General features: G+C 69.7%; 21 protein-coding genes and 4 pseudogenes. 10 read left to right on the forward strand and 15 right to left on the reverse strand.

The annotated features are described in order from the left end of the window. Nucleotides 1–2 precede the first annotated feature (2 nt). The gene (locus WA762_RS28230; RefSeq protein ID WP_335939343.1) at nt 3–590 is read left to right on the forward strand and encodes a sigma-70 family RNA polymerase sigma factor; all 588 of its coding nucleotides are present in this window, start codon (nt 3–5) and stop codon (nt 588–590) included. Between the two features lie 316 nt (nt 591–906). Here WA762_RS28230 and WA762_RS28235 read toward each other — a convergent pair whose 3' ends face one another. Continuing rightward, nucleotides 907–1,812, reverse strand: a complete 906-nt coding sequence (locus tag WA762_RS28235) for a tyrosine-type recombinase/integrase (protein WP_335939344.1) — start codon at nt 1,810–1,812, stop codon at nt 907–909. A gap of 241 nt (nt 1,813–2,053) precedes the next feature. Further along, complete coding sequence (locus WA762_RS28240; RefSeq protein ID WP_335939345.1) at nt 2,054–2,272, reverse strand: helix-turn-helix domain-containing protein; 219 nt, start codon at nt 2,270–2,272, stop codon at nt 2,054–2,056. Nucleotides 2,273–3,380: 1,108 nt separating this feature from the next. Between WA762_RS28240 and WA762_RS28245 the strand changes: the two are divergent. Further along, nucleotides 3,381–3,838: pseudogene (locus WA762_RS28245) on the forward strand (hypothetical protein); the annotation flags it as partial. On the opposite strand, the gene WA762_RS28250 reads toward WA762_RS28245, so the two are convergent. Further along, nucleotides 3,826–3,969 carry a hypothetical protein gene (locus WA762_RS28250; protein WP_335939346.1) on the reverse strand — a complete coding sequence of 48 codons (144 nt, stop codon included), beginning with the start codon at nt 3,967–3,969 and terminating at the stop codon, nt 3,826–3,828. The pseudogene WA762_RS28245 and the gene WA762_RS28250 sit on opposite strands and share 13 nt — an antisense overlap. A gap of 239 nt (nt 3,970–4,208) precedes the next feature. After that, the gene (locus WA762_RS28255; RefSeq protein ID WP_335939347.1) at nt 4,209–4,547 is read right to left on the reverse strand and encodes a MerR family transcriptional regulator; all 339 of its coding nucleotides are present in this window, start codon (nt 4,545–4,547) and stop codon (nt 4,209–4,211) included. 918 nt (nt 4,548–5,465) lie between these two features. Between WA762_RS28255 and WA762_RS28260 the strand changes: the two genes are divergently transcribed. After that, the gene (locus tag WA762_RS28260; RefSeq protein WP_335939348.1) at nt 5,466–5,825 is read left to right on the forward strand and encodes a hypothetical protein; all 360 of its coding nucleotides are present in this window, start codon (nt 5,466–5,468) and stop codon (nt 5,823–5,825) included. 112 nt (nt 5,826–5,937) lie between these two features. Here the strand turns inward: WA762_RS28260 and WA762_RS28265 are convergent, their stop codons facing one another. From WA762_RS28265 to WA762_RS28305, 9 genes and pseudogenes are all read right to left on the reverse strand, one after another. Then, complete coding sequence (locus WA762_RS28265; protein ID WP_335939349.1) at nt 5,938–6,258, reverse strand: SCO5918 family protein; 321 nt, start codon at nt 6,256–6,258, stop codon at nt 5,938–5,940. A 57-nt stretch (nt 6,259–6,315) separates the two neighbouring features. Then, nucleotides 6,316–6,714, reverse strand: coding sequence for a CBS domain-containing protein (locus tag WA762_RS28270; protein ID WP_335939350.1), 399 nt, complete (start codon nt 6,712–6,714; stop codon nt 6,316–6,318). A gap of 46 nt (nt 6,715–6,760) precedes the next feature. Then, a complete protein-coding gene (locus WA762_RS28275) occupies nt 6,761–8,266 on the reverse strand; it encodes a DEAD/DEAH box helicase (protein ID WP_335939351.1) in 1,506 nt (501 codons plus the stop codon). 278 nt (nt 8,267–8,544) lie between these two features. Then, nucleotides 8,545–8,748, reverse strand: coding sequence for a cold-shock protein (locus tag WA762_RS28280; protein WP_335939352.1), 204 nt, complete (start codon nt 8,746–8,748; stop codon nt 8,545–8,547). Between the two features lie 824 nt (nt 8,749–9,572). Continuing rightward, nucleotides 9,573–9,767, reverse strand: a pseudogene (locus WA762_RS28285) (DUF6243 family protein); the annotation flags it as partial. A gap of 232 nt (nt 9,768–9,999) precedes the next feature. Beyond that, nucleotides 10,000–11,215: pseudogene (locus WA762_RS28290) on the reverse strand (IS4 family transposase). 225 nt (nt 11,216–11,440) lie between these two features. Beyond that, nucleotides 11,441–12,121, reverse strand: coding sequence for a class I SAM-dependent methyltransferase (locus WA762_RS28295; RefSeq protein ID WP_335939353.1), 681 nt, complete (start codon nt 12,119–12,121; stop codon nt 11,441–11,443). Beyond that, nucleotides 12,118–12,621, reverse strand: a complete 504-nt coding sequence (locus tag WA762_RS28300; RefSeq protein WP_335939354.1) for a hypothetical protein — start codon at nt 12,619–12,621, stop codon at nt 12,118–12,120. Before WA762_RS28300 ends, WA762_RS28295 begins: the two co-directional genes overlap by 4 nt. Before the next feature lie 2 nt (nt 12,622–12,623). Continuing rightward, nucleotides 12,624–13,826 (reverse strand): molybdopterin-dependent oxidoreductase, encoded by a 1,203-nt coding sequence (locus tag WA762_RS28305; protein WP_335939378.1) that lies wholly within the window; start codon nt 13,824–13,826, stop codon nt 12,624–12,626. Between the two features lie 359 nt (nt 13,827–14,185). Between WA762_RS28305 and WA762_RS28310 the strand changes: the two are divergent. Next, nucleotides 14,186–14,635: pseudogene (locus WA762_RS28310) on the forward strand (GtrA family protein); the annotation flags it as partial. On the opposite strand, the gene WA762_RS28315 reads toward WA762_RS28310, so the two are convergent. Further along, on the reverse strand, nt 14,593–16,134 hold the full coding sequence (locus WA762_RS28315) for a hypothetical protein (protein ID WP_335939355.1): 1,542 nt from the start codon (nt 16,132–16,134) through the stop codon (nt 14,593–14,595). The pseudogene WA762_RS28310 and the gene WA762_RS28315 overlap by 43 nt on opposite strands. A 69-nt stretch (nt 16,135–16,203) precedes the next feature. On the opposite strand from WA762_RS28315, the gene WA762_RS28320 reads away from it, so the two are divergent. From WA762_RS28320 to WA762_RS28330, 3 genes are all read left to right on the forward strand, one after another. Next, a complete protein-coding gene (locus tag WA762_RS28320; RefSeq protein WP_335939356.1) occupies nt 16,204–17,268 on the forward strand; it encodes an NAD-dependent epimerase/dehydratase family protein in 1,065 nt (354 codons plus the stop codon). Between the two features lie 225 nt (nt 17,269–17,493). Continuing rightward, nucleotides 17,494–18,192 carry a glycosyltransferase family 2 protein gene (locus tag WA762_RS28325; RefSeq protein ID WP_335939357.1) on the forward strand — a complete coding sequence of 233 codons (699 nt, stop codon included), beginning with the start codon at nt 17,494–17,496 and terminating at the stop codon, nt 18,190–18,192. Further along, on the forward strand, nt 18,189–18,842 hold the full coding sequence (locus tag WA762_RS28330) for a TIGR04282 family arsenosugar biosynthesis glycosyltransferase (RefSeq protein ID WP_335939358.1): 654 nt from the start codon (nt 18,189–18,191) through the stop codon (nt 18,840–18,842). The genes WA762_RS28325 and WA762_RS28330 overlap by 4 nt, the downstream gene beginning before the upstream one ends. Before the next feature lie 63 nt (nt 18,843–18,905). Here WA762_RS28330 and WA762_RS28335 read toward each other — a convergent pair whose 3' ends face one another. Next, on the reverse strand, nt 18,906–20,504 hold the full coding sequence (locus WA762_RS28335; RefSeq protein WP_335939359.1) for a beta-N-acetylhexosaminidase: 1,599 nt from the start codon (nt 20,502–20,504) through the stop codon (nt 18,906–18,908). Between the two features lie 463 nt (nt 20,505–20,967). Between WA762_RS28335 and WA762_RS28340 the strand changes: the two genes are divergently transcribed. The 3 genes from WA762_RS28340 to WA762_RS28350 all read left to right on the forward strand — a co-directional run bounded on the left by WA762_RS28340 (nt 20,968) and on the right by WA762_RS28350 (nt 22,656). Next, on the forward strand, nt 20,968–21,585 hold the full coding sequence (locus tag WA762_RS28340; protein WP_335939379.1) for a 2-oxo-4-hydroxy-4-carboxy-5-ureidoimidazoline decarboxylase: 618 nt from the start codon (nt 20,968–20,970) through the stop codon (nt 21,583–21,585). Nucleotides 21,586–21,793: 208 nt separating this feature from the next. Next, the gene (gene sdhC, locus WA762_RS28345; RefSeq protein ID WP_335939360.1) at nt 21,794–22,174 is read left to right on the forward strand and encodes a succinate dehydrogenase, cytochrome b556 subunit; all 381 of its coding nucleotides are present in this window, start codon (nt 21,794–21,796) and stop codon (nt 22,172–22,174) included. Between the two features lie 5 nt (nt 22,175–22,179). Then, entirely contained in the window at nt 22,180–22,656 is a 477-nt protein-coding gene (locus WA762_RS28350; protein WP_124716825.1) for a succinate dehydrogenase hydrophobic membrane anchor subunit, read from the forward strand. Nucleotides 22,657–22,682 lie beyond the last annotated feature (26 nt).

A 22,682-nucleotide genomic window follows, 5' to 3' on the forward strand; every position in this document is an offset into this window, starting at 1 on the left:
CCATGTTTCCTGCCCTAAGACACCATGCGGCGACGGAAGACGACGTCACCGCATGGGCCGTCGATGCCGCAGCCGGCGACGCCGACGCCTTCGAACGCGTCTTCCGCGCGCTCCACAACGACGTACGGCGGTACGTTGCCGCCCTCGCCGACGATTCCCAAGGGGCCGACGACCTGATGCAGGAGACCTTCCTGCGTGCCGTCAGCACGATCCACCTCTTCCAGGGCCGCGGTTCGGCTCGTGCCTGGCTGCTCACCATCGCCCGCCGAACCGTCGTCGACAGCCTCCGGCGCGCCGCCTCCCGGCCTCGGCTCGCCAACATCCCCGACTGGCAGTACGCCGCGGAGTGCGCCCAGCCGCGGGACCTGCCCGGCTTCGAGGAGGGGATCGCCCTCATGGCCCTGGTGGAATCACTACCCGACGACCGCCGGGAGGCGTTCTTGCTGACCCAGGTACTGGACATGCCGTACGACGACGCGGCCCGCACCAGCTCGTGCCCCATCGGCACCATCAGATCCCGGGTCTCACGAGCCCGTACGACGCTCTGCGCCATGCTCGACGACAGGGCGCAGCCGGCTCTGGCCTGCTGATCGGAGGAAAGCCCAGTCGCACCTGCGACCGCTCGGGGCGCCGACAGCGCTCCGAGCGGCGATGCGTCACCACGTGACCAACGCGTGACCAACAGCGCTCAGGAACAGGCAGAAGCACCACGAGGAACGCCAGTCCAGGCAGAAACCAGGATCCTGGACCATTTCCACAAAAACCCAGGTCAGGAGCCATCTGAGAATCAGTCATGCCGGGGGTGGCGGCCCCGGTCGTCCTTCTTGTCCCTGCGCCTCTGACCAGGCATTTTCCGGTGTTCGGGACCCATCCGTGACCAGCAGCGTGACCAGCGCAGCCGGACACTCACCCGATCCGCCCCAGTCCGATGCGCTGTGCCGTTCCCGACGCGAGCTTCCGCGCGCCCGCTACTCGCCGTTTTCCGTACTGGGCCACAGTGATTCCGTCCTTGCGGAGCAAGTACCCATCCCGGGCGAAGATGAGGTCGTGGTCGTCCCAGAGCGGGGCAAGCCTCTCCTTCCACATCTCCTGACGCTCCCACTGCGTCTTGAGGACGTTCATCAACGCCTGGTCGACGTAGATGATCGCGTTGTCGTCTCCGTCTTTGGTGAGGCGCCGAAGCACGCTCTTGTTGCCGACTTCGACGACGACCCATTCGAGCTCGATGGCGCAGTCATCCCAGTGGACGAGATGCCACATCATGCCGAGAGCCTCGCTGCGGCGGACTCCTGTTGCCGTGTAGGTGGTCCACAGCGGGGCGTCTCGGGTACAGAAGTGCAGAGGGCCACAGCCGCGCCGCCCGCAGGGCGTCCAGATCTCCTCAAGAAACCGAGCTGTGTCGGCATCGTCGAGGGTCACGTACTTGCGCTCCTGCGCCTTGATCTGTCGGATGGTAGGCGGATTTGCAGTCGACGCCGGATTGGCTGGGATCAGCCTTTTCGCGACCGCCGCGTCGAACGCGCCGGACAGGATGTTGTGGACGTGGCGAACGGACTTCGCCCCCAGCGGCTTTCCCTTGTTCGACGGGCAGGGGGCCGTCTCAAGCGTCCGGTACAGGGAATCGAGGTCATCGTCTGTCACGTCCTTGACCTTCTTAGCCCCCAGGTGGGGCTTGATGTGAAGCCGTATCTTGGGCTCGTATCCTGCCTTGGTCGTGTCTTCAACTCGGAGACCGTCGAACCACTTGTCCATCCAGTCCCCGAGCTTCATGTCCGAGCGCGAAACAACGACACCCGATTCTCGGTCTGCCATCCACTTACTGAGAGCCCTACTGACCTGGGTCTTCGTTGCGTATTCCCGACCAATCCAGAAGCGAACCTGCTTCCCCTGAGCCGGATCGTAGTGCAGGGGTGTCCGCACTCCCCAGGTGTTCGGCCTACCACTTCGCGGTATTTCGACCGGCGTACTACCGAGACCATTTCCCTTCCTGGCCACCTGCCGCCCCCTTTCCGTATCCGAGCAAGCTCGGCCTTTTAGTTTCTCGTCACACCCATTACGGGATCTGCCGGTCGAGCCATTCATTCAGATCCACCAGTCGACACCGAAGGGCATTACCGACCTTCTTGAAAGGAATCCCCTGGCTCCGCCAGTTTCCGTAAACCCAGCTTTTCGGCCTAACCAGGTACCTCGCGACATCGTCAGGAGACATGAGCACGAGCGAAGAGTCGCTTCCGCTCGCCCCTCCAGCAGAACTACTCGACCGGAACCCCATTTACGTCACTCTCCATCTGCAGGGGCGCCCTTGCGGTTCGGCGACGGGCGCCACGCTCGTCTGGGCGGCAGAGGGCAGGACGGTCCTCCCGAACACGAGTCGGCCCACTGCGTCCGCTACAGCTCCACCGCCAAGCGCAGCCAAGTGCGAACTCCTCCAGGGTCGCGACGATCGCCGGTTTGGCTAACCGGCGATCGTGGTCTATGTTGCGCGCCGCACCAGATGAATCCGACAGCGCTTCTCGGGCCGGCCGCCGTCAGGAAGTGAGCCGGTATGAACGCGGCGTCGGGGTCGCGCCGTCCGTGACAAGCACCAGCAGTCCATCGTCCGTGAGACAGACTTCGCGCTGCAACGCGCTCAGGGACACCAATGGCGCTGCCCCCTTGCCGAGTTGAAGCGCCAGGGTGTCGCAAGCCGCATGAGGACGGCACGGTCGCGGCGATAGTCTCGTTGCAGCGTGTCCTCGCCGAACAGGCCAACCGCGCAAATACAGATACAGAGCCCGGTAGAAACGGCGCTGCCCCCGCCACCTGACCGAACCACGCGTTCAGCACGCCGAGCGCACAGAGGACGGGGGACGCGAAGCGAGCGGATCGAACAGCAGATTCAGACAGATTCGCCTCCCAAGTAGAGACCATGCCAGCAAGGCAGCCTCACGCGGTGCGGGGTTCCGGGTAACCCTGACCGCGGCGGAGCTGCTTCATCTGACCCGGTTTTCCGAGAAGTTGTACGTTGACATGGTCTCTGCTGGGGTTTCCAGTCTTTTGAAGTTCTTTCTTGTCTGCCGTGGGCGAATACCCTGGGGGCGGATCACCCGAAAACCGTGCTACACCGATATACGCTCCGCGAGCGCGCTCTCGCCGACCCCATTGGGACCTTCGGGAGGAACGTGTCGTGGACGTGGTCCACTCGTCGAGGTGGGCGCGGAAGGCATGCTGGATCACATGGTTGGCCAATTCGGCTCACGACCAGGGGCGTGGGTTTGCCTCAAGCGTGGTGAAATTCGGCGATCCCCCACCGAGGGCTAGCTGGAGACCGCCTCGAAATGCGGCTGCGACTTGGTAAGTTCGGGCACATAACGCTGAATTCAGTGGATCTGCGCAAGGCCGCCCGGAATGCCTCCATGGACGCCCTCGCCATTCAACGCACGAACCGGATCGCGACACCGGATACCGAGACCCTCACACAGAAACTGGTGACGGGAACGATCCAAGGTGTCTTCCCCGGCGCCGATACGGCCGTGGTCGAATGGCGTCCGGCCCACGCGAATTTCAACTGGGCGAATATGACGGCGCCTGTGTTCTGTGTGTTCGACTGGGAGAACTGGGGCATGGCCCCGTGCGGCCTGGACGCGGCGAATCTGTGGGGCGCCTCTCTCGCCGTCCCGGCTCTGGCCGACCGCGTCCGCAGCGAGCGGCGTGACGATCTGGATACCCGGGACGGCAAGCTGATGACGCTGTTCGTCGCCGCGAAGATCCTCGGCCCCTACGCCGACCCGGACGCCCCCGACTGGGGGCTGCCCGGGAAACGGCGGAGCGCGTGGTGAAGGAACTTCAGACGGGCTGACGGCGGGCCCAGAGAAGCTGCCGGTACTCCCGGACCACCTGGTCGTCGATCTGGTACGCCAGGGCACCGGTCAGCTCCCGAAGGTGGTCGACGTTGTCCGTACTGACCGCAACCGCGTCGACCCGGGGCAAACCGTAGGCGGAGCGGAACGCCGCCTGGACCCTCGTGGCCAGCGGCGAAGGCCGCAGGAAGACCTCGGGCTCGGCGACTACCTCTCGCAGGTGGAACTGGCCGCGATACGATCCCGCAGTGATACCCGCGAGCGGTGAGCAGGGCGCACTGGGCCACTTTGTACGAATCACCCGGCACTTGGGTCCGTGAGTACCCCCTGAACTGCGGGTCCGCCGGTATCCGGCGGGCTCACACCGCCTCAGTCCTCGGTCGGCGGCTTTGCCGCTTCGGCGGCGCGGCGGTACTCGGCATTTATGCGTTGCGCCTCTTCGAGCTGGTCTTCCAGGACGACGATGCGACAGGCGGACTCGATGGACGTGCCCTGGTCGACCAGTTCGCGGGCGCGGGCGGCGATGCGCAGTTGATAGCGGGAGTAGCGGCGGTGTCCGCCCTCCGAGCGCAGGGGGGTGATCAGACGGGCTTCACCGATGGCGCGGAGGAAACCCTGGGTCGTGCCGAGCATCTCGGCGGCCCGGCCCATCGTGTAGGCGGGGTAGTCGTCGTCGTCAAGTCGGCTGTACGAGTCGTCTGCTGTCACTTGCACCTCTCTTGTGGAACGCATGGAGGGGCCCTGATGCCGTACGGCACCAGGGCCCCGAAGGAACTACTACACCACCTGCCGGTCCTGATACTGCTACTGCGCCGGCATTCTGTGTCCGCGGACCCGACCTGGCTGCTGTCGGGATTGCGGGGATCGCGGTTGCTTGACCGGGGACCACCTCACTATCGATGTCCTGCGGTACCCGGGCTCATTGCTCCGGCCCGGGCGATCCTGATGGCGTGGGCTCCTCCGTTCTTCCCTCGGTGATCAACTACCTACCATGGGGCACTGCGTACGGCTGCTGATGCGAACTGCTCGGCAGCCGGTGGCAGCGCCGCTCTCGGGCAGTCGGCCCCGTTGCCCTTTCAGCGTCTGCTCTGGCTCGGAACCCCACTGCCGAACTTCCCGGTGCGCGCGTCCGCAGCCGACGCCTTCACCGAGGTACCGCTCTGTCACTTCACTGCTGGGTACTGCGAACTGCACTCACGGGACCGCACCTTCCATGACAGTGGCCCCGCTCCGGCGGCCCCTCGTTGCGGGCCGCCCGGTCCGGCCGTCAGTCCCGTCGCCGTCCTGCAACAACCCTGGCTTCGAAACTCCACTGCCGCACCGTCCTGCGAACTACACGCACTGCCGGCAGTTCTTCTCTGCCAGGCCCTGTATGTCTCTCTGGGGACGAGAGAAACCATAACCACGCCACCGCTCAATGTCTACTCCGGCCAACAGAGATTTTCGCGTGTCTTGTCAGGAGGTAATTGGCCTTGCCGGAGGCATCGGCCAGCCCGTGGTGAACCGGCTCGCCGGGGCGGCCGCGGTCGCCCGCCGGGTCTCCTGGGGGAAGGCGGCGACTGTCCGTCCTGCTCGACAGCACGAACGGTCGGGGGACGGGACGACTCGTGATTAGGATCGGCTTTCATGTCGAAGCCTGACGAGCTGCTCGTTGACGTCGCTGCGCTGGTCGAGTCCGGGCACAGCAATCAGATGTCTCTGACCGTGGTCACCGGTGGTGCTGTCATCACCGGTCGGCTGGCCCCCGAAGCCGTGTGGCGGCAACGGGTGGCGGAGGTCCTGACGGACTCGTCCCGCCTGGGCGAGTTCTCCGCCATGTTCACCGCGATGACGCGGGAGGAGGCGCCGCCCGCGTATCTGCACTTCCATATGGCGCGGATCCTCCAGGGCGCGGTGGGCATCCCGGAGACGGGTGGGATGTACCGCGTCTCGATTGCGGAGGTCAGCGCCTGGACCGTGGGCGACTTCAGCTACTCCGATCACTGACCTCGCGCCGCGCGGAGGAACTCACTGGTACGGGAGAGGGCCCGACCGGCGTGTGCCGGTCGGGCCCTCTTGGCTGTTCGGTTGTCCGCGTACGTTTCCCCCGGGCGAACGATCAGGCGGTCGGAGGGCCCGCCGGGCCGCCGAGCATCGCGGAGGCGTGCTGGTGCGGGCTGAGGGCGCGGGTGGGCACGGTCGTCTGGGGGAGGCCGTGGCAGGTGAAGCCGAGCTTGGCCATGGCCCGGACGACTTCGTCGGCACTGAAGTCGCGGCGGTCCTGGCGGGTGATGACCTGGCCGACCTGCTTGACCGGGTAGGTGCGGCGACCGATGATCACGGACTCGCCGACGACCTCCTCGGGCTTGATGTCCTTCATGGAGTCCAGGACGCCGTTCCTGGTGAGTTCGAACGGGAAGCGGGCGATGACACAGCGCACGATGCCTCACAGGGATCACAGAGAAGGGAAGGAAGTTGTTCCGCCGGGTGAGACGGTTCAGAGGGCCAGGGCGGGGACGCCCGACGCGCCGACCTGCTCGTCCACGGCGGAGGGGGTAGCGGGCCGACGGTGGTGCGTGGCGTGCTCGGCCACCATGGTGGCGGGCGAGGTGTGCGGCCCTCGGTCGCCGAGGATGTCGCGCAACTGGAGTCGGTCCGTGTAGGCGGGGCTGTCGCGGACGGTGGTGAGCTGGGCCTGGGTGACCAGTCCGGCGCACAGGCCGTCGTTGTCGCAGACCCGCAGGTGTCCGGTCCTGTCGCTGGCCATGACGGACAGGGCCACCTCGACGGTCATGTCGTCGCAGACCTGCGGCCCGGCCGTGTTCATGGTGTCGAACACCGACTCCGACACGGGGGTGGCGTTCAACGAGGGGGGCTGCAGCTGGATCAGGGTCACGACGTACCTCCTGCAGAGATGGGTCAGCTTCCGGATCACGCGGTGTTCAGGCCGCCGCGTCGAAGGCGGAGTTCCGCCCGCTCGCGCGCCGGGCAGCCGCAGTGAGGCTGCGTCGACCGCGGGAGGCCGTGCCGCGCTTGCGTCGCTCGGGTGCCGGCGTGGTGATCGTCACGGGGATGCCGGAGGGGGTCCGGGCGCCGGTGATCCGGCGGAGTGCTTCCTCGCCGGAGCGGACCTGGGTAGCCCGGGGCACGATGCCGGCGGCCGCCATGAGGCGCGTCATGTCGCGGCGCTGGTTGTTGGTGACCAGGGTGACGACACTGCCGGACTCGCCGGCCCGCGCGGTACGGCCGCCGCGGTGGAGGTAGTCCTTGTGGTCGGTCGGCGGGTCCACGTTCACGACGAGGTCGAGATGGTCGACGTGAATGCCGCGCGCCGCGACGTTCGTCGCGACCAGGACGGTCACATGCCCTGACTTGAACTGGGCGAGGGTGCGGGTGCGCTGCGGCTGTGACTTGCCTCCGTGCAAGGCGGCGGCCCGGACACCGCTGGCGAGGAGGTCCTGGGTGAGGCGGTCAACGGCGTGCTTGGTGTCCAGGAACATGATCACCCGCCCGTCGCGCGCCGCGATCTCCGTCGTCAACCGGTGCTTGTCGGCACCGCGCACGTGCAGGATGTGATGCTCCATCGTGGTGACCGCACCCTGGGAGGGATCCACGGAGTGGACGACGGGGTCGGCGAGGTAGCGACGGACCAGAAGGTCGACGTTTCGGTCCAGGGTCGCGGAGAACAGCATGCGCTGGCCCTCGGGGCGGACCTGGTTCAGGAGCGCGGTGACCTGCGGCATGAAGCCCATGTCGGCCATCTGGTCGGCTTCGTCCAGGACGGTGATGGCGACCTGGTTCAGTCGGCAGTCGCCGCGGTCGATGAGGTCCTTGAGGCGACCGGGGGTGGCCACGACGACTTCGGCGCCGCCCCGCAGCGCAGTCGCCTGCCGGCTGATCGACATCCCGCCGACGACGGTGGCCAGGCGCAGTTTCACAGCGCGGGCGTAAGGAGTGAGGGCATCGGTGACCTGCTGAGCGAGTTCCCGGGTGGGTACCAGAACCAGGGCCAGCGGCTGACGGGGCTCGGCGCGCTGTCCGGCGGTGCGGGCCAGCAGAGCCAGGCCGAAGGCAAGAGTCTTACCGGAGCCGGTTCGGCCGCGGCCCAGAACGTCACGGCCCGCCAGAGAGTTCGGCAGCGTCGCGCCCTGGATCGGAAAGGGCATGGTGACGCCCTGCGCGGTGAGGGTGGTCAGCAGGCTCCTCGGCATGTCGAGGTCGCTGAACACGTCGACTGCGGGCAGTGCCGGAGTGGTCGTCTCCGGAAGGGCGAACTCTCCCTGCATCGCGGCGGGCCGCCGGCCACCCGAACGGTTCGGACCTGCCGAACGGTTCGGGGTGGACGAACCGAAGCGACTGCCCCGAATCGAACCAGCAGGGGAGTCGTACCCGTGGCCGCTGTTGCGGCGGGCGCGGGAGGAACGGCTGTTCGTGTTTGTGGGGTTCATGAAGAACCTTCCTTGACACGGCACGTATCAAGGAATTCCCGGCGTAAGAGCAGTGCGGGGAATCACATGCACGGACCGAATAGAATGCGAACGCGGCCCACGGGAAATCCGTGTTGACGTAAGCAAAAATGGAGGATGGCGTGCGAAAACGAATCCGGTGCATCGCCGGGTGCGTCTCCGAAGGGGGCGCGTCCCTCGATAATGTGCTGCAGAAAAGCGTGTAGCTGGGGCCCGCACCCCGAGGGATGCGGGCCCCAGCTACGAAATGCGCGTCAGCGTCAGGCGGAAACGATGTTCTCGGCCGTCGGGCCCTTCTGGCCCTGCGCGATGTCGAAGCTGACCTTCTGGCCTTCCTGCAGCTCGCGGAAGCCCTGGGAGGCGATGTTCGAGTAGTGCGCGAACACGTCAGGACCGCCACCGTCCTGCTCGATGAAGCCGAAGCCCTTTTCCGCGTTGAACCACTTCACGGTGCCAGTAGCCATGCCATATCTCCTTTGGGCAGTACACCGGAATCCGCACTGTACGGAAACCGTGTCGCCGCGATGATGCCCGCCCGGAAAATGACCGGAAATACAAAGCGCTTCCCTGTGACCTGAAGGCCGACCGGAGGCGCTGAAGTTTTTTGGGTACCAAAACTGCAACCGAGTCCGACAGTAGCATGCAGCGGCAGATTGTGCGTGTCGCATTTATTTCCCGTGTGCGCTGCGGCAGAAACTCTCCCGGTAAGGGCTGTTAAAGTCTGAGGCCGCCGACACAGGTATTCATTTACCTCGGGCATGTCGTTGCCGGACCCGAGAATGCTGCGTGCCATGTCGAACATGCCGCGCATGGACTTCACCGAGAGCTGTCGCTTCTCCGGGAGACTGATCGCGGTCGCCGTACGGCCGGCTACCGAGTCGCGGCCGTGCAAGCAGGCCCCGTATCCCTGGCAGGCGAGCGCGACGGAATCGGAGTGCTGGGGACCAGAGTTCGAGGTTGGGCGGCACCGCCAAGAGCAACAGGGCCCAGATGCCCAGGTGTCGAGCGTTCCGTGCTGCGCAGCTTGTCGTAGGCCTCGACGTCCAGGTCGAAGCTGTACCCGTCCCGGATGACCCTCGGACTCCGGGTGCACTTGAGCTGAACTCCTGACGGCATGTAGGGGTACGCACCGGGTGCTCGGCCGAGACGCGGATGGCCGGCCGAGAGCTGAGTAGGACCGGCCGCGCCCGGTACGGCAGCAGGGCCAGGACCGCGCGTCGTGGTTCTGGTCCTGCCCCATGCAGTGCCGACCTGCGGCGGCGGTCGTCAGCTCTGTGCGATGCCGTCGCCCCGTCTGTCCGGCACCCTCGGCCGCGTCGGCCTTCTCGCGCATCTTGCGCACAAGCTCCGCCTTCCGGTCGGCGGCACCCTGGCGGTCGAGGTTGCGATGCGGACCGTTGTTCTGCCGTTCGGCGCGGGACAGCCTCTTGCGCTGGCCGCCGCCCATGCCCACGGGGTTGTTGATGTTCTTGCTCACGGTCACGGATTCTCCCGGAATGATGTGAAGTGATCTAACCTCAATACCGGTAACTTAGGGTGCTTTTGTTCGCTTGACCCGTTTGGGTTTGGTGGCATCAACGATGGTGATGGCTGGGTCGCGTGGTCGGTCTGTAGTGCGGTGGGCGGCGCGTTTGAGGGGCCAGCTGGCGACTTTTCGTTTGATGACGCGGGGGTTGGACCGGCGGCGTCGTGGTGGCAGGAGGCGTTCGAGGAGTTCAGCGTGGGTGGCCTTGATTGCGCGGGTGAGTCTGCCGGGGGGGAAATGCCGCCTGGTCGGTGACCTGGCGGCGCACGACGCGCAGTGAGCGGGTGAAGGAGATCCGGTCGGGATCGTGATCGCCTTGTCGTGCGGCCTGGTGCATCAGGTGCCGGATGGCATGGTGGACGAGCAGGAAGCCGTAGAGTTCCTGCTCGGCTCCCTCGGGGTGCTGTGAACGCAGCACCAGGCGAGGCCCGCCGAGGTGAGTCTTGATTTCGTCGCGGGTGGACTCGAACTCCCATCGCTGGGCGTAGAGGGCGGCCAGTTCCGCGGCTGGGGCCTTGTCCGGGTCGAGGATCGTGGTGATGAGGCGGTAGGCGCCCTCGTGGCCGGCGATGGTGTACTCCACCGCGCGTACTGGCACCCCGCGACGGGTGTGGTGGATGTCGCTCCGGTCGAAGATCTCCGTGAGGTAGGAGCCGTCCGACAGCTGCTCCACCACGGGCAGCACCAGGTCTTTACGGACTCGCCACAGCAGGCCCGCCCCAGTGGCCGCGGCTGTACGCCACAGGTCCACGCCGTAGAAGCCACGGTCGGCCAGCAGCAGCATTCCCGGCCGCAGGGACGGCAGGACCGCCCGGGCCAGAGTCTGCTCTCCGGCGCGCAGAGCTCCGATCGCGGCGTCGAAGACCGCGTGGGTACCGCACTCCACCAGACCGACCATGCGCAACTGCGGGCATCCGACGTCCTGTTCACCCCGCCCGGAGCGAGGCGGACCACCGAAGGCGTCCACGTTCGCCTTCGTGTCAGGCAGGTCGAACGTGGTGCCGTCGATCGCGGCCAGCCGCCAGTCGCGGTAGAAAAGCACCCTGAGTGGCCGGTGTGGCGACCGGACGGCACACCCGCGCGAACAACTGCCGCAGCGGCGCCACACCCAAGCGGGACCTGGCCTTCCAGATCGCCGCCGAACTCGGCACCACCCACGACGCACGCCAGCGCCGCGCACCCCGCAAACCCGCGGTCAGCAGCCGGGCGACCTCCTCATAGCTCTGCCCCGAGAACAGGCACATCGCCAACACGAAGTAGACCACCAACCGGGCCGGCAACAGCCGATTCCGCTGCTGCACCCGGCCCGTCTCCGCCAACACCTCGTCCACAAGCGACTGAGGAAACGCCTGCGTCAGTACCCCGACCGCGACCCGGTCCGACAGACGCTCACCAAATGACTTCAGCTGACCCGCTCTTGGCGCACCAACAACAACGACCGGAATGCCCCTAAGTTACCGGTATTGAGGCTAGGCGGACTTCCCCCCACCCCATCAGCGTGATCGGCGGATCGCACGTGCCGGCCGCCGGTCGCTGCCCCGACCAAGTGACACGGCCCGGTGCCGCGCCCCGCACGCGGGGTCCGGCCTGCCGGCGTCGTGTCTCCTCGTCACCGCGTGGTGCGTCCCGCCTCAGCGACGACGTCCCGAGGCCGTGTCCCGATGGCCGAGGGCGAGGAAGCGTCGTTGGCCGCATCTCCACTGGTCGGTGACGCTGAGGGCAAGGTCCTCGGCGGTCCTGCGGAGTGCCGGTGCTCCCAGACGTGCCCAGGGAAACGGCGGACCTTCGTGGCCGTGACCATCTTCGAATCGGGCGGTGCAGCGTTCCTCGACGTCGTCGAGGTCGACCTCGACGAGGAGAAGACCCGTCGGGGCGGTGACCTGGATGCAGCGGTACAGCAGAGCGCCCGGGTCACCGCCGATACCGATGTTGCCGTCGATGAGCAGGACGGTCTCCCAGCCCCCCTCGGCCGGTAGCCGGTCGAACACTGATTGACGCAGCGCGATTCCGCCGAGAGCGATCGTATGGGCCACCGCGCGGGGAGCCACATCGACGCCGAGTGCGAAGGCTCCGCGACCCAGGAGTGCCCTGCACAGCCGGCCGGGCCCGCAGCCGACGTCGAGAATGGGGCCGACGCAGCGATTGAGCACGGATTCGTCGGCCGCGGTGGGGTGTGAGTACCAGCGATCCACCGGCATCCGGATCCGGCGCCCGTCCGCCAGTCGCAGGTACACCAGTTCGCGGCCATTGCGCAGGGCCAGTGCGTAGGGGTCCGCGTCGGCGCGGGGCGATCGCTCCTCGCCGGGCGTCATGACGCGGCGTCTTGACCCGATGCGGGTCGTTCCTCGTCCGCGCGCGCGGCCCGCCGGAGTCGGCGGAGCTTGAGGGCGAAGGCAAGGGCGGAGGCGCCGAAGAGCACGGCGGTGATGGCCAGCCATCGGCCGAGGTAGACGCCTTCGGACAGTCGTGCGGCATCGGGGTAGGGGATCGCGAGGTCGAGGATGAGGGGGAACCAGACGAGCAGGAGCACGCCGGAGAGGAAAGCGGGCACCCGCAGATAGTTGATCCACGGCGGTTGCGGCATGCGGGGGGCGCGATGCCGCAGGACGGCTTGAGCCGACAGATCGGCGAGTGAGTACAGGGGGAGCAGGATCAGGTCATGGACGACCACCGCGCCGACGAACCAGATCGCGACCTCGACCGGGCGAACCGCGAACAGCCGCACCAGGGCGTAACCGGTGAGGGCGAACGAGGCGATCAGGACGAGAAGATGGAGGGGGCCGGAGCCGTACCAACGGACGAAGCGCGCCATGGTCACGTCCTGAAGGTGAGCCGGCGCACCCACTTGGTGTTGTTCACGCCGGGATTGGCCGGGACGATGACGCGGGCCGGGTGGCCGTGGTCGAGCGAGAGCTCCGCGCCGTTGACCCGCAGGGCGAGCAGCGACCGGAGATCGTGAATCTGGTTGCCCCGCAGCACCACCGAGCTGTACGGGCCGCGCGGCTGGACGGACTCCACCAGGACGCCTCCGGCGTCGGGGAGGCCCGCCAGGGCGGCGAGGTCGGCCAGACGAAGGCCGCTCCAGTCCTGGTCGTCGGTGGACCACCCCTCCACGCAGGCGATCGGCAGCGCGGCGGCATGCTGGTGCATCGCGAGGAGTTGTGCGCGGGTGAAGACGAGCGTCGGCCCGTGGCCTCGGACCTCCAGCCGCCAGTCCGGCCCGACGAGGGCGGGGGTGACGCCGACGGAAGCGGCCGTCTTGTTGACCTGGAAGTCCTTCGGGCCGCCGCCCGGGTCACGGTTGTGCGGCGCGAGAAGGGCGGTTCTGCGCAGCCGGCCGCCGATGCTCTGTCCCGCGGTGACCACCAGGAGGAGCAGCGACCCGGCCCCCACCATGGCGAGTGCGCCGCGCCGGGACATGGTGGGCGCCGCGGGTTCGAGCGCGACCAGGCCGTCCGGGTCGGGTGGTTCCGGCCGGGTGCCGGCGAGCCCGGTGCGCAGCTCCGTCAGCAGGTTGCGGGAGCGCAGGGAGCGGGTCATCCGGCCGATTTTCAGGCTCACATGGACGACGAACGCGGCGATGAACACCCAGGCGCCGTAGAAGTGCAGGGTGTAGAAGGAGCCCGGGAAGACGTAGTAGAGCTGGATGTTGAGGATCCCGGTGACGAACTCGAAGACGGCCCCGCCCACCAGCGCCAGCAGCGACAGCCGCTCCAGCGCGTGGGCGGCGCTGCGGACCGGCAGCCACTCGAACAGCTTCGGGATCACCGACCACAGTTTGGCCAGCACCACCGGCACCAGGACCACGCCGAGCGTCACGTGCACGCCCTGGGTGAGCCGGTACAGCCAGTAGGGGTGCGTGGGCCAGTCGAACAGGTAGAAGCCCAGCAGGCCCTTGTCCGGGGTCTGGTCGTTGAGTGCGCCGAGGCCGGGGTTGTAGGCGGCGTAGGACAGCGCGCCGGTCACGAAGAGCAGGGGGATGCCGATCAGCAGCACCAGCCCGAACACGGACGTCAGCCAGGGCCCGCGGAGGGGACTGCGCCAGAAGCCGGGACGGAACGGTCCCGGGGGCGGAGGAGTCCGCTCGACCCGCCTTACAAGGGCCCGGGTACGAGCGGCCCCCTTGGTGGCCCTCGCCGCTGCGGCAGCGCGAACGCGCTCCAGGCGCCCCGGCGCGTGATCCTCGTCCGGTCCCGGGCGCTGCGGCCCGTCGGAGTCCGGTGCCGACGGTCGTCCGTCACTGCCCACCGGCCGCCTCCTCCGCCTCCGCGCCGGCTCTCCGAGGGGTGGATCGAACCCCGCCGCGCCGTCGGTGTCTGTCGCGTCGTCAGCTACAAGCTGACACAGGCAGGGGCGTCCTTCCGCGCCCGGCGTGCATGCGGGTGTCCGTCGCCAGCCGAACGGCCGAACCGGTGCTCCGCACGGCTGGACGGGTCGCCCGGTGGCCCCATGATGGTGGGGTGCGACGCCTCGGCACACAGCGCAGCGCCTCCACCCGGCCCGGCCGCACCGCGCTGACCAGGGAAGCGTTCTGGTTCGTCGTGATCGGCGTCGCCTCCACGGTGGCCCAGGCCCTGCTGTACTGGGTTCTGCGCCACTGGTCGCCGCCCGTCCTGGCCAATTTCGCCTCCCTTCTCGCCGTCACCGTCCTCAACACGGAGGCCAACCGCCGGCTGACCTTTCGCGGGTCCCCGGTCCGGGTCCTTCAGGCGCATCTGGCCGCAGGGGGCCTTTTCGTCCTGGCGTACCTGGTCACCTCGGGCGCGGTCCTGCTCTTCCGCCACTACCGGCCCACCGCCTCGCCGGCGGCGGAGACCCTGGTGCTCGCGCCGAGCTTCGCCCTGGTGACCGTGGTGCGCTTCACCGTCCTGCGGCTGGTCGTCTTCGGACGCCGCCACCGATGACCCCCGCGCACCCGATGCGGCCCGCCCGCCTGCCCTCCCGCACCGTCCCGCCGCCCGTCTCCGCCACCGCGCGCCCGCGCCCGGACGAGCACACCGGCGAGCACCGTCGCAGCGGCCGTCCCGTACGCGGCTGCCTGGACGCCGGGCCAGTGCAGTTCGTTCGCGACATACAGCACGGTGCCCGCGGCGGCGACGGCGAGCCACTCCCCCCGGCCACCCATGGCCACGAGAGCCACGACGAGCAGCGCATACCAGTAGTACGCGGGCGAGGCGAGCAGCAGCGCGGTCCCTGTGACCAGCAGCGATCCATGCCACGGCCGCTCCGGCTCGCCGTGCCGCAGGACGTGCCAGGCGGTGAGCGCCACCAGTGCGAAAGCGGCCGGACCGGCCCACGCGTCCGGCAGCACCAACCGCAGCAGCGCGAACCGACCGACGTCGCCCGGCTCGTACCCCTCCTCCCGCAGATAGCCGGGGAGATAGCCCAGGACCGCGGAACCGGATGCCAGCAGGTACGGGAGATAGACGAGCGCCACGACGCCGACGGCGGCGAGCAGCACACTCGCCGCCTCCCGCAGCCGGGTACGCGGGCTGCGCCCGGGGGCCAGCACCCCCGACAGTGCGCCCGGAAGGGTGAGTGCGGGCAGCAGCTTGGCGGCGATCGCCGCCCCGAGCAGCGCTCCCCGGCGTGCTCCTGCGGCCGCGCCCAGCGCGACCACCGTGAGCAGCACTCCGACGGTGTCCACATGGGCGTCGTTGACCGCGGCGAACGGCACCGCCGGACACCATGCCCACAGCGCCACCCGCCGCATGTCACCGCACGTACGCCGCCGCACCAGCAGCAGCGCCGCCGTCGTGGCGACGGAGAGCACCGCACCGGCGAGCTGCAGGGGCTTGTGCCGCCCGCCCGCCGGGGAGACGGCGTGCACCAGCAGGAACCATCCCTCGGCCACGGGCGGATAGATCGTGGGTTCGGAAGGCCTGTTGATGTGCGTGCACACACCCGCCACCGAGTGGAGGTCCCACCCGCGGCACGCGGTCCCGGCGGGGAAGAGCCACGGATCACGCAACCAGGCGAGCTGTGGCGCGTCCGGCGGGTAGGCGTACGGGGAGATCCTTGTGGCCTGCACGCGACCGTCCCACGCGTAGCGGTACATGTCGTCGCTGGTGCGCGGCGGAGACGAGAGCGCCACCGCGCACAGGGCGATCCCCCCGGCCAGGATCAGCGCCACGGCGGTGCGCACCGGCACGCGCCGCACGGTCCACGCCGCTCCGGCGAACAGCACCCACGCGGCGGCGTACCAGTACAGCAGCGCGGCCGGATGGCCGAGATCGCCGCCCAGGCGGACCGTCGCGGCGACGACGGCGACGAGGGCGGCGAGCAGTGCCGTGGCGCAGAGTGTGCGTACTCCCACACCCGTCATCGTGGCAGCCGCCGGCACGGCGGACGGCCTCGCAGCGCCGCGTGTCGGATCCGGCCGTAGCCTCGAAACATGTTGGTGCTTGTCACAGGAGGGGCCGGGTTCATCGGCTCCCACGTCGTCGGTGCGCTGGTCGAGGCCGGACATGGGGTGCGCGTGCTGGACGCGGTGCTGCCCGCGGCGCACGGCGCGGCGGCCTTCCCGTCCTCACGGCCGCCCGGTGTGGAGTTCGTGCGCGGCGACGTGCGGGACCGGGCGGTGGTCGAGGAGGCGCTGCACACAGTGGACGCGGTCTGCCACCAGGCGGCGATGGTCGGCCTGAGCCGGGACTTCGACGACGTGCCCGCCTATGTGGGGTGCAACGACCTGGGCACCGCCGTCCTGCTCACGGCCATGGCCCGGCTGGGGGTGAGCGAGCTCGTCCTGGCCGGCTCGATGGTCTACTACGGCGAGGGCCGCTACTCATGCGCCCGCCACGGGGCCGTCCGGCCCGGCCCGCGCCGGGTCGCCGACCTGGACGCCGGGCGGTTCGAGCCCGTCTGCCGGCGCTGCGGCGATCCGCTCACCCCCGGCCTGGTGCCGGAGGACGCGCCGCCCGACCCGCGCAACGTCTACGCGGCGACGAAAGTCGCCCAGGAGCACCTGGCCGCCGCCTGGGCGCGGGCCACCGGCGGCCGGGCGGTCGCCCTGCGCTACCACAACGTCTACGGACCGGGAATGCCGCGTGACACCCCCTACGCCGGGGTGGCCTCGTTCTTCCGTTCCGCGCTCGCCCGCGGCGAGCCGCCCCGGGTCTTCGAGGACGGCGGTCAGCGCCGGGACTTCGTCCACGTCGCCGATGTGGCCGCCGCCAACCTGGCGGCGCTCGGCGCGGTCGGCGCCGCGATCCCGGAGGGGACGCTGCGCGCCTACAACGTGGGCAGCGGAAGCCCGCACACCGTGGGGGAAATGGCCACCGCGCTCTCCGCGGCCCACGGCGGGCCCGCGCCGGTGGTGACCGGTGAGTACCGGCTGGGCGACGTCCGCCATATCACCGCCTCCTCGTCACGGCTGCGCGAGGAACTCGGCTGGCTGCCCCGGGTGCCGTTCGCCGCCGGCGTGCGGGAGTTCGCCGGAGTCCCCCTGCGCGGCCAGTGATCGAAGCCCCGGTGACGCACGTGCGGGAGACGGCCTCGAACCCGCGGCCGCCGGAACCGTGGCGGCCCGCACCGGTTCGAGGCGCCCGCCGCCGGGGCCCGTGTCGCTGTCGAACAGGGCGATGGCACACCCGCCCGCGCCATACGGCGACGGCGGATCGCATCGGGTAATCCAGATGCATTACTCCATTTCCGCCCATACATGGATATTCGTACGCTGAAAAACATGACCGAGAGGCATCGGCCCCTGGTGGACGTCGTGCTGCCGTGTCTTGACGAAGCGGCCGCCCTTCCCTGGGTGCTGGAGCGGGTACCGCCCGGGTGGCGCGCCGTGGTCGTCGACAACGGCTCGACCGACGGCTCCGCCGAACTCGCCGCGTCGCTGGGCGCGCACGTCGTGAGCGAACCGGTGCGCGGCTTCGGCGCAGCGTGCGCGGCCGGGCTGCGCGCCGCCACCGCGCCCGTGGTCTGCCTCTGCGACTGCGACGCCTCCCTCGACCCGGGGCTGCTGCCGTCGCTGGCCCACGCCGTCCTGAACGGCGAGGCGGACCTGGTGCTCGGGCGGCGCAGGCCGACGACACGGCGCGCCTGGCCGGTGCACGCCCGGCTCGCCAACCGCGAGCTGGCCCGGCTGATCCGCCGCCGCACCGGCCTCCGCCTGCACGACCTCGGCCCGATGCGGGTCGCCCGCCGGGAGGCCCTGCTCGACCTGGACCTGACCGATCGCAGGTCGGGCTACCCGTTGCAGATGGTCATCCGCGCCGCCGACGCCGGATGGCGGGTGCGCGAGGTCGACGTGCCCTACCGCCCACGCGCCGGCCGCTCCAAGATCACGGGAACCTGGCGTGGCACCTGGCACGCGGTGCGCGACATGCGCGCGGTCCTCGGCGAGCCGCCCCGGCGTCCGGCGGGAGCCCCCCGGTGAGCGGCCCGGCCGGACCGACCGCGCTGCTGGTGATAGCCAAGGAGCCACGGCCTGGACACGTCAAGACTCGGCTCACGCCGCCGTTCACACCCGCCCAGGCCGCCGCCCTCGCGGAGGCGGCGCTCGCCGACACCCTGGAGACCGTGCTGCGCTGCCCGGCCCGCCGCCGGATGCTCATCCTGGACGGCGCGCCCGGACCCTGGCTGCCGCCCGGCATCGAGGTGATCCCGCAGGCGTCCGGCGGCCTGGACGAGCGGCTGGCCGCGGCCTTCGCCGCCGTGCCGGACGGCGCCGCCCTACTGGTCGGCATGGACACCCCACAGCTCACCGCGAAGCTCCTCGCCCCCGCGCTGGACCCCGGCGCGTGGCGGGAGTGCGACGCGTGGTTCGGCCCGGCGGAGGACGGCGGGTTCTGGGCGCTCGGCCTCGCCGCGCCCGCCCCGGCGCTGCTGCGCGGCGTCCCGATGTCCACCGCGTACACCGGCGCCGCCCAGCGCGACCGGCTCACCGGGGCAGGCCTCCGGGTGCGCGACCTGCCGCTCCTGCGCGACGTGGACACAGCGTCCGACGCCGCCGCGGTGGCGGCCGCAGCGCCGGGATCGAGGTTCGCCACCCTCGTGAAGCGCTGCTCGCCCGGCCTTGTCCCATGACCCGCCCGCGGGCGTCGGCGGCCTCGCTCCTCCGAGCAGACCGCCGATACCGACAGCCCCTCGTCAGCGTCCCTCGTCGATCCGCGTCGCCAGCGCGCGGAACCGGTCCCAGCTCAGGGCCGGCCGCCCCGGGTCCCAGAGCTTCTGGGACGTCGCCCGCAGCGGCATCCGGATGCCGTCCGCCACCTGGTCCTGGGTCTGCGCCTCCGGGAGGTCGCCCCAGACCGCGAACCGGCCGCCGAGGATCTGCCCCGAGTAGCGCGCCGCGACCGGCTGGGTGCCGCGCAGCACCAGCGGGGTCCACTGCTCGTAGATCCGCTGTCCCGTGGGGTAGACGAAGTTGTTGGGCTGGCCGAGCACGTAATAGAGGAACTCGTCGTTGAGGTTCACGACCTTCCGTCCCTCGCGCAGATACTCCTCCGGCGGCCGGGCGCCGTACTCCTTGCCCGTCCAGTACTCGACCTCGATGTCCTTGTCGGCGTGCACCACCCCGCCGCGGAAGAAGCCGTCGTTCCACGCCTTGGGCTGCTTGCCGTGCGGGCGCACCACCGCCGCGCGGTCGTTCAGCCAGCCGGTGGCGAGGTCCTTGATGCCGGCGCCCGCTCCGTACTTCTCCTGTGCGGCGCGCTGGAGCTGCGGGTACGAGTCGGCCGGGTCCCGCGCCATCAGCGCGAGGTACTCGTCGGCGCCGAGGTGCCAGTACCGGCCGGTGAACAGTTCGGTGAACTCGCCGAGGAGCTCGTCGACGAGCTTCGCCGCCCCGGGGTTGGAGATGTCGAGCGAGCCGGGCGAGCGCGCCCCCGACTTGTTGCGCAGCTGGAGATCGGGGTGGGCCCGCAGCACCGCGCCCAGATGGCCGGGCGAGTCGAGCTCGGGGACGACCTGGATGTGCAGCCGGTCCGCGAGCGCGAGGATCCGCCGCACCTCGGCCTTGGTCAGGTGCTGCGGCGACACCACCTCGGGGTGGGTGGCGGACTCGATGCGGAACGCCTGGTCGTCGGAGAAGTGCAGGCCGAACTGGTTGAGCTTGAGGTCGGCCAGCTCGCGCAGCCGGTCCTCGATCCAGGCGACGGTGTAGTACTTGCGCGCGATGTCGAGGTTGAATCCGCGCTGCGGCCGGTCGGGGCGGTCGCGCACCTCGCCCTCCGGCATCATGCCGTCGGCGCGGACCGACTGCTTGAGGGTGCGGGTGCCGTAGAAGACGCCGGCCTGGTCGGGTCCGCTGATGGTGACCCGCCCGTCGCGGGCCTTGAGCGTGTACGACTCGGGGGTGCCCTGGCCCGGGGTGAGGGCCAGCTCCACGTCACCGGCGCGGGCGGGCACGTCTCCCCGGTAGTGGATGTCCAGCTCCTGGGCGATCAGCTTCCCCTCGTCCGCGAGCCCCTTGCTGTCCCCGGCGACCACGACCCCGGAGTCGGGGCCGGGCCGCCAGCCGGGGCCGCGGGCCGCGATGTGCTGGCGCACGGCCGGGATGGTGCGGGGCGCGGCGGAGAGCGGGTAGCTGCGGGTGGGCGAGGCCGGCGAGCCGGTGGGCGTACGGGCCCCCGACTCCCCTGTGCCTCCACCGCCCGAACCCGTCGGCCAGACGACGACGGCGATCGCCGTGGCGGCCGCCGCGGTGAGGACCGCTCCGGTCACGAGGGCGCCGCGTGAGGGCGACATCGGTCAGAAACCTCCGGTTACGAGAAGGGACAAGGAAAGGGAACGAGGTGAAGGGGATGAGGGAAGGGCGCGGTGAAGGGGATGAGGGAGGAGCAGGGGCCGAAAGGGGACGAGGGGAACGGGACGGGGGAGGGAATCCGGCGCGGGGCCGGAAGGGGGCGGGGGCGGGGGAACGGCCGGGCCGCCTCCTTGGCCCGCCTCCTCCATGGGATCGGGGAAACTCCGGCGATCTCCTTGGAACACGGCCCATGAGACGTTTGGATACATCCCAACGGCCCACCGGGCGTTCCGAAACTCTCCCGTCCGGGTGAAGTTCGCGTAAGCGTCGCAGGACTGTTGCCCGGCCTCGCTAGCTTTGAGGCCCGTTCGCCTCCCTGTTCACCCTGTCCGCGCCCGGTCTCACCCGTCCCACCGAGTCCGGGTCCGCCGGCACCGTCACACCGTTGATCCGAGGAGTCCCACGCTGTCCAGGTCCAGCGAGTCCCACGCCGGCCTCCCGAAGCGACCGCGGCAACCGGCCACCCGGGCGGCCCTGCCCGTCCAGCAACCCGGACCGGGCCCGGACCTCGGCCGTGCGCCGGGCGTCCCGGACCTCGACCGTACCTCCCGCCCCGGCCGCGCCTCGGGCCTCGGCCGTTTCAACGCCCTGACGCCCGCCGACGCCGAGGCCGCCCTGCTGGGGTGCTGCGGCAGCCGCCGCTGGGCGGGCCGGCTGGCCGCCCACCGCCCGTACCCGGACCTGGCCGCGCTGCTGGCCGCCGCCGACGAGGCGGGTTACGACCTGTCGCCGGCCGACCTCGCCGAGGCGCTCGCCGCCGAGACCGCACCGGGGCTCGACGACACCGCCCCGCGCTCCGCCCGGCTGGCGCTGCGCGCCGCCCACGCCGCGTTCGAGAGCCGGTTCGGTCATGTCTTCGTGATCTGCCTGGACGCCTACGAGCCGGCCGAGCGGCCGGACCAGGTGCTCGCCGGGATCCGGGCCCGGCTGGGCCACGATCCCGACCAGGAGCGGGTCACCGCGGCCGACGAGCTGCGCCGACTCGCCCGGGGCCGGATCATCGGTCTGGTATCGGATCGATAACGGAACGGGCTCGGCGGGCCGGGCCTGCCTGTCCGGTTCTAGCCCGTCCGTGGCTGTTTGATTGCCACTTTGATCACACCACCGGCCCCGGCGCGAGCGAACCGACAAAGCGTCGCTACGATGGCCGGGGCCGGTGGACCGTACCCGGCCGGGTCAGACCGACAGTCAAGCCGGCCGGCCCCGATCCCCGCTCCCGGAGGGTTTTTCCGTGCCGGCTGGAACGCTGTACCGCGGCCGGGAAGGCATGTGGTCCTGGGTGGCTCATCGAGTCACCGGTGTCCTCATCTTCTTCTTCCTGTTCGTACACGTCCTGGACACCGCTCTCGTCCGCGTGTCCCCCGAGGCGTACGACGACGTCGTGGCCACGTACAAGACGCCGATCGTCGCGCTGCTCGAATACGGCCTGGTGGCCGCCATTCTCTTCCACGCGCTCAACGGTCTGCGCATCGTCGCCGTGGACTTCTGGTCCAAGGGCCCGCGCTACCAGAAGCAGATGCTCTGGTCCGTCGTGGGCATCTGGATCGTGCTGATGGTCGGGGCGCTGTACCCCGTCCTCGGTCACGCCGTACGCGAAGTCTTCGGGAGCTGAGGCCCATGTCCACCGAGTCCTCCGCCGCGATCGGCTCCGTCGAGGGCGTCAGCCTCTACGACGTCGACAACCCGGCCCCGGTCATCGAGCCGCCGCGCAAGCGCACCGGCAAGACCCCCAAGGGTTCGCGCACCAACTTCGAGATGTACGCCTGGCTCTTCATGCGCCTGTCGGGCATCGTCCTGGTCGTCCTGGTCCTGGGCCACCTGCTGATCCAGCTGGTGCTGGACGGCGGCGTCTCCAAGATCGGCTTCGCCTTCGTGGCCGGCCGCTGGGCCTCGCCGTTCTGGCAGCTCTGGGACCTCGGCATGCTGTGGCTGGCCATGCTGCACGGCGCGAACGGCCTCCGTACAGTCATCAACGACTACGCCGAGCGCGAGAACACCCGCTTCTGGCTGAAGATGCTCCTGTACACCGCCACGGTGTTCACCGTCCTGCTGGGCACGCTGGTGATCTTCACCTTCGACCCGAACATCCGCTAGGCGCGCCGGGCCAGAGGGACCAGAGG

The sequence above is a fragment of the Streptomyces tyrfis genome, assembly GCF_037034285.1.
Classification (GTDB): domain Bacteria; phylum Actinomycetota; class Actinomycetes; order Streptomycetales; family Streptomycetaceae; genus Streptomyces.

What these genes read in the sequence shown, in the direction of transcription:
- WA762_RS28230 (WP_335939343.1), top strand. Translation starts at nt 3, where the DNA reads ATGTTTCCTGCCCTAAGACACCATGCGGCGACGGAAGACGACGTCACC.
- WA762_RS28235 (WP_335939344.1), bottom strand. Translation starts at nt 1,812, where the DNA reads ATGGCAGACCGAGAATCGGGTGTCGTTGTTTCGCGCTCGGACATGAAG.
- WA762_RS28240 (WP_335939345.1), bottom strand. Translation starts at nt 2,272, where the DNA reads ATGGGGTTCCGGTCGAGTAGTTCTGCTGGAGGGGCGAGCGGAAGCGAC.
- WA762_RS28260 (WP_335939348.1), top strand. Translation starts at nt 5,466, where the DNA reads ATGTCGAAGCCTGACGAGCTGCTCGTTGACGTCGCTGCGCTGGTCGAG.
- WA762_RS28275 (WP_335939351.1), bottom strand. Translation starts at nt 8,266, where the DNA reads ATGAACCCCACAAACACGAACAGCCGTTCCTCCCGCGCCCGCCGCAAC.
- WA762_RS28280 (WP_335939352.1), bottom strand. Translation starts at nt 8,748, where the DNA reads ATGGCTACTGGCACCGTGAAGTGGTTCAACGCGGAAAAGGGCTTCGGC.
- WA762_RS28295 (WP_335939353.1), bottom strand. Translation starts at nt 12,121, where the DNA reads ATGACGCCCGGCGAGGAGCGATCGCCCCGCGCCGACGCGGACCCCTAC.
- WA762_RS28300 (WP_335939354.1), bottom strand. Translation starts at nt 12,621, where the DNA reads ATGGCGCGCTTCGTCCGTTGGTACGGCTCCGGCCCCCTCCATCTTCTC.
- WA762_RS28315 (WP_335939355.1), bottom strand. Translation starts at nt 16,134, where the DNA reads ATGACGGGTGTGGGAGTACGCACACTCTGCGCCACGGCACTGCTCGCC.
- WA762_RS28320 (WP_335939356.1), top strand. Translation starts at nt 16,204, where the DNA reads ATGTTGGTGCTTGTCACAGGAGGGGCCGGGTTCATCGGCTCCCACGTC.
- WA762_RS28325 (WP_335939357.1), top strand. Translation starts at nt 17,494, where the DNA reads ATGACCGAGAGGCATCGGCCCCTGGTGGACGTCGTGCTGCCGTGTCTT.
- WA762_RS28335 (WP_335939359.1), bottom strand. Translation starts at nt 20,504, where the DNA reads ATGTCGCCCTCACGCGGCGCCCTCGTGACCGGAGCGGTCCTCACCGCG.
- WA762_RS28350 (WP_124716825.1), top strand. Translation starts at nt 22,180, where the DNA reads ATGTCCACCGAGTCCTCCGCCGCGATCGGCTCCGTCGAGGGCGTCAGC.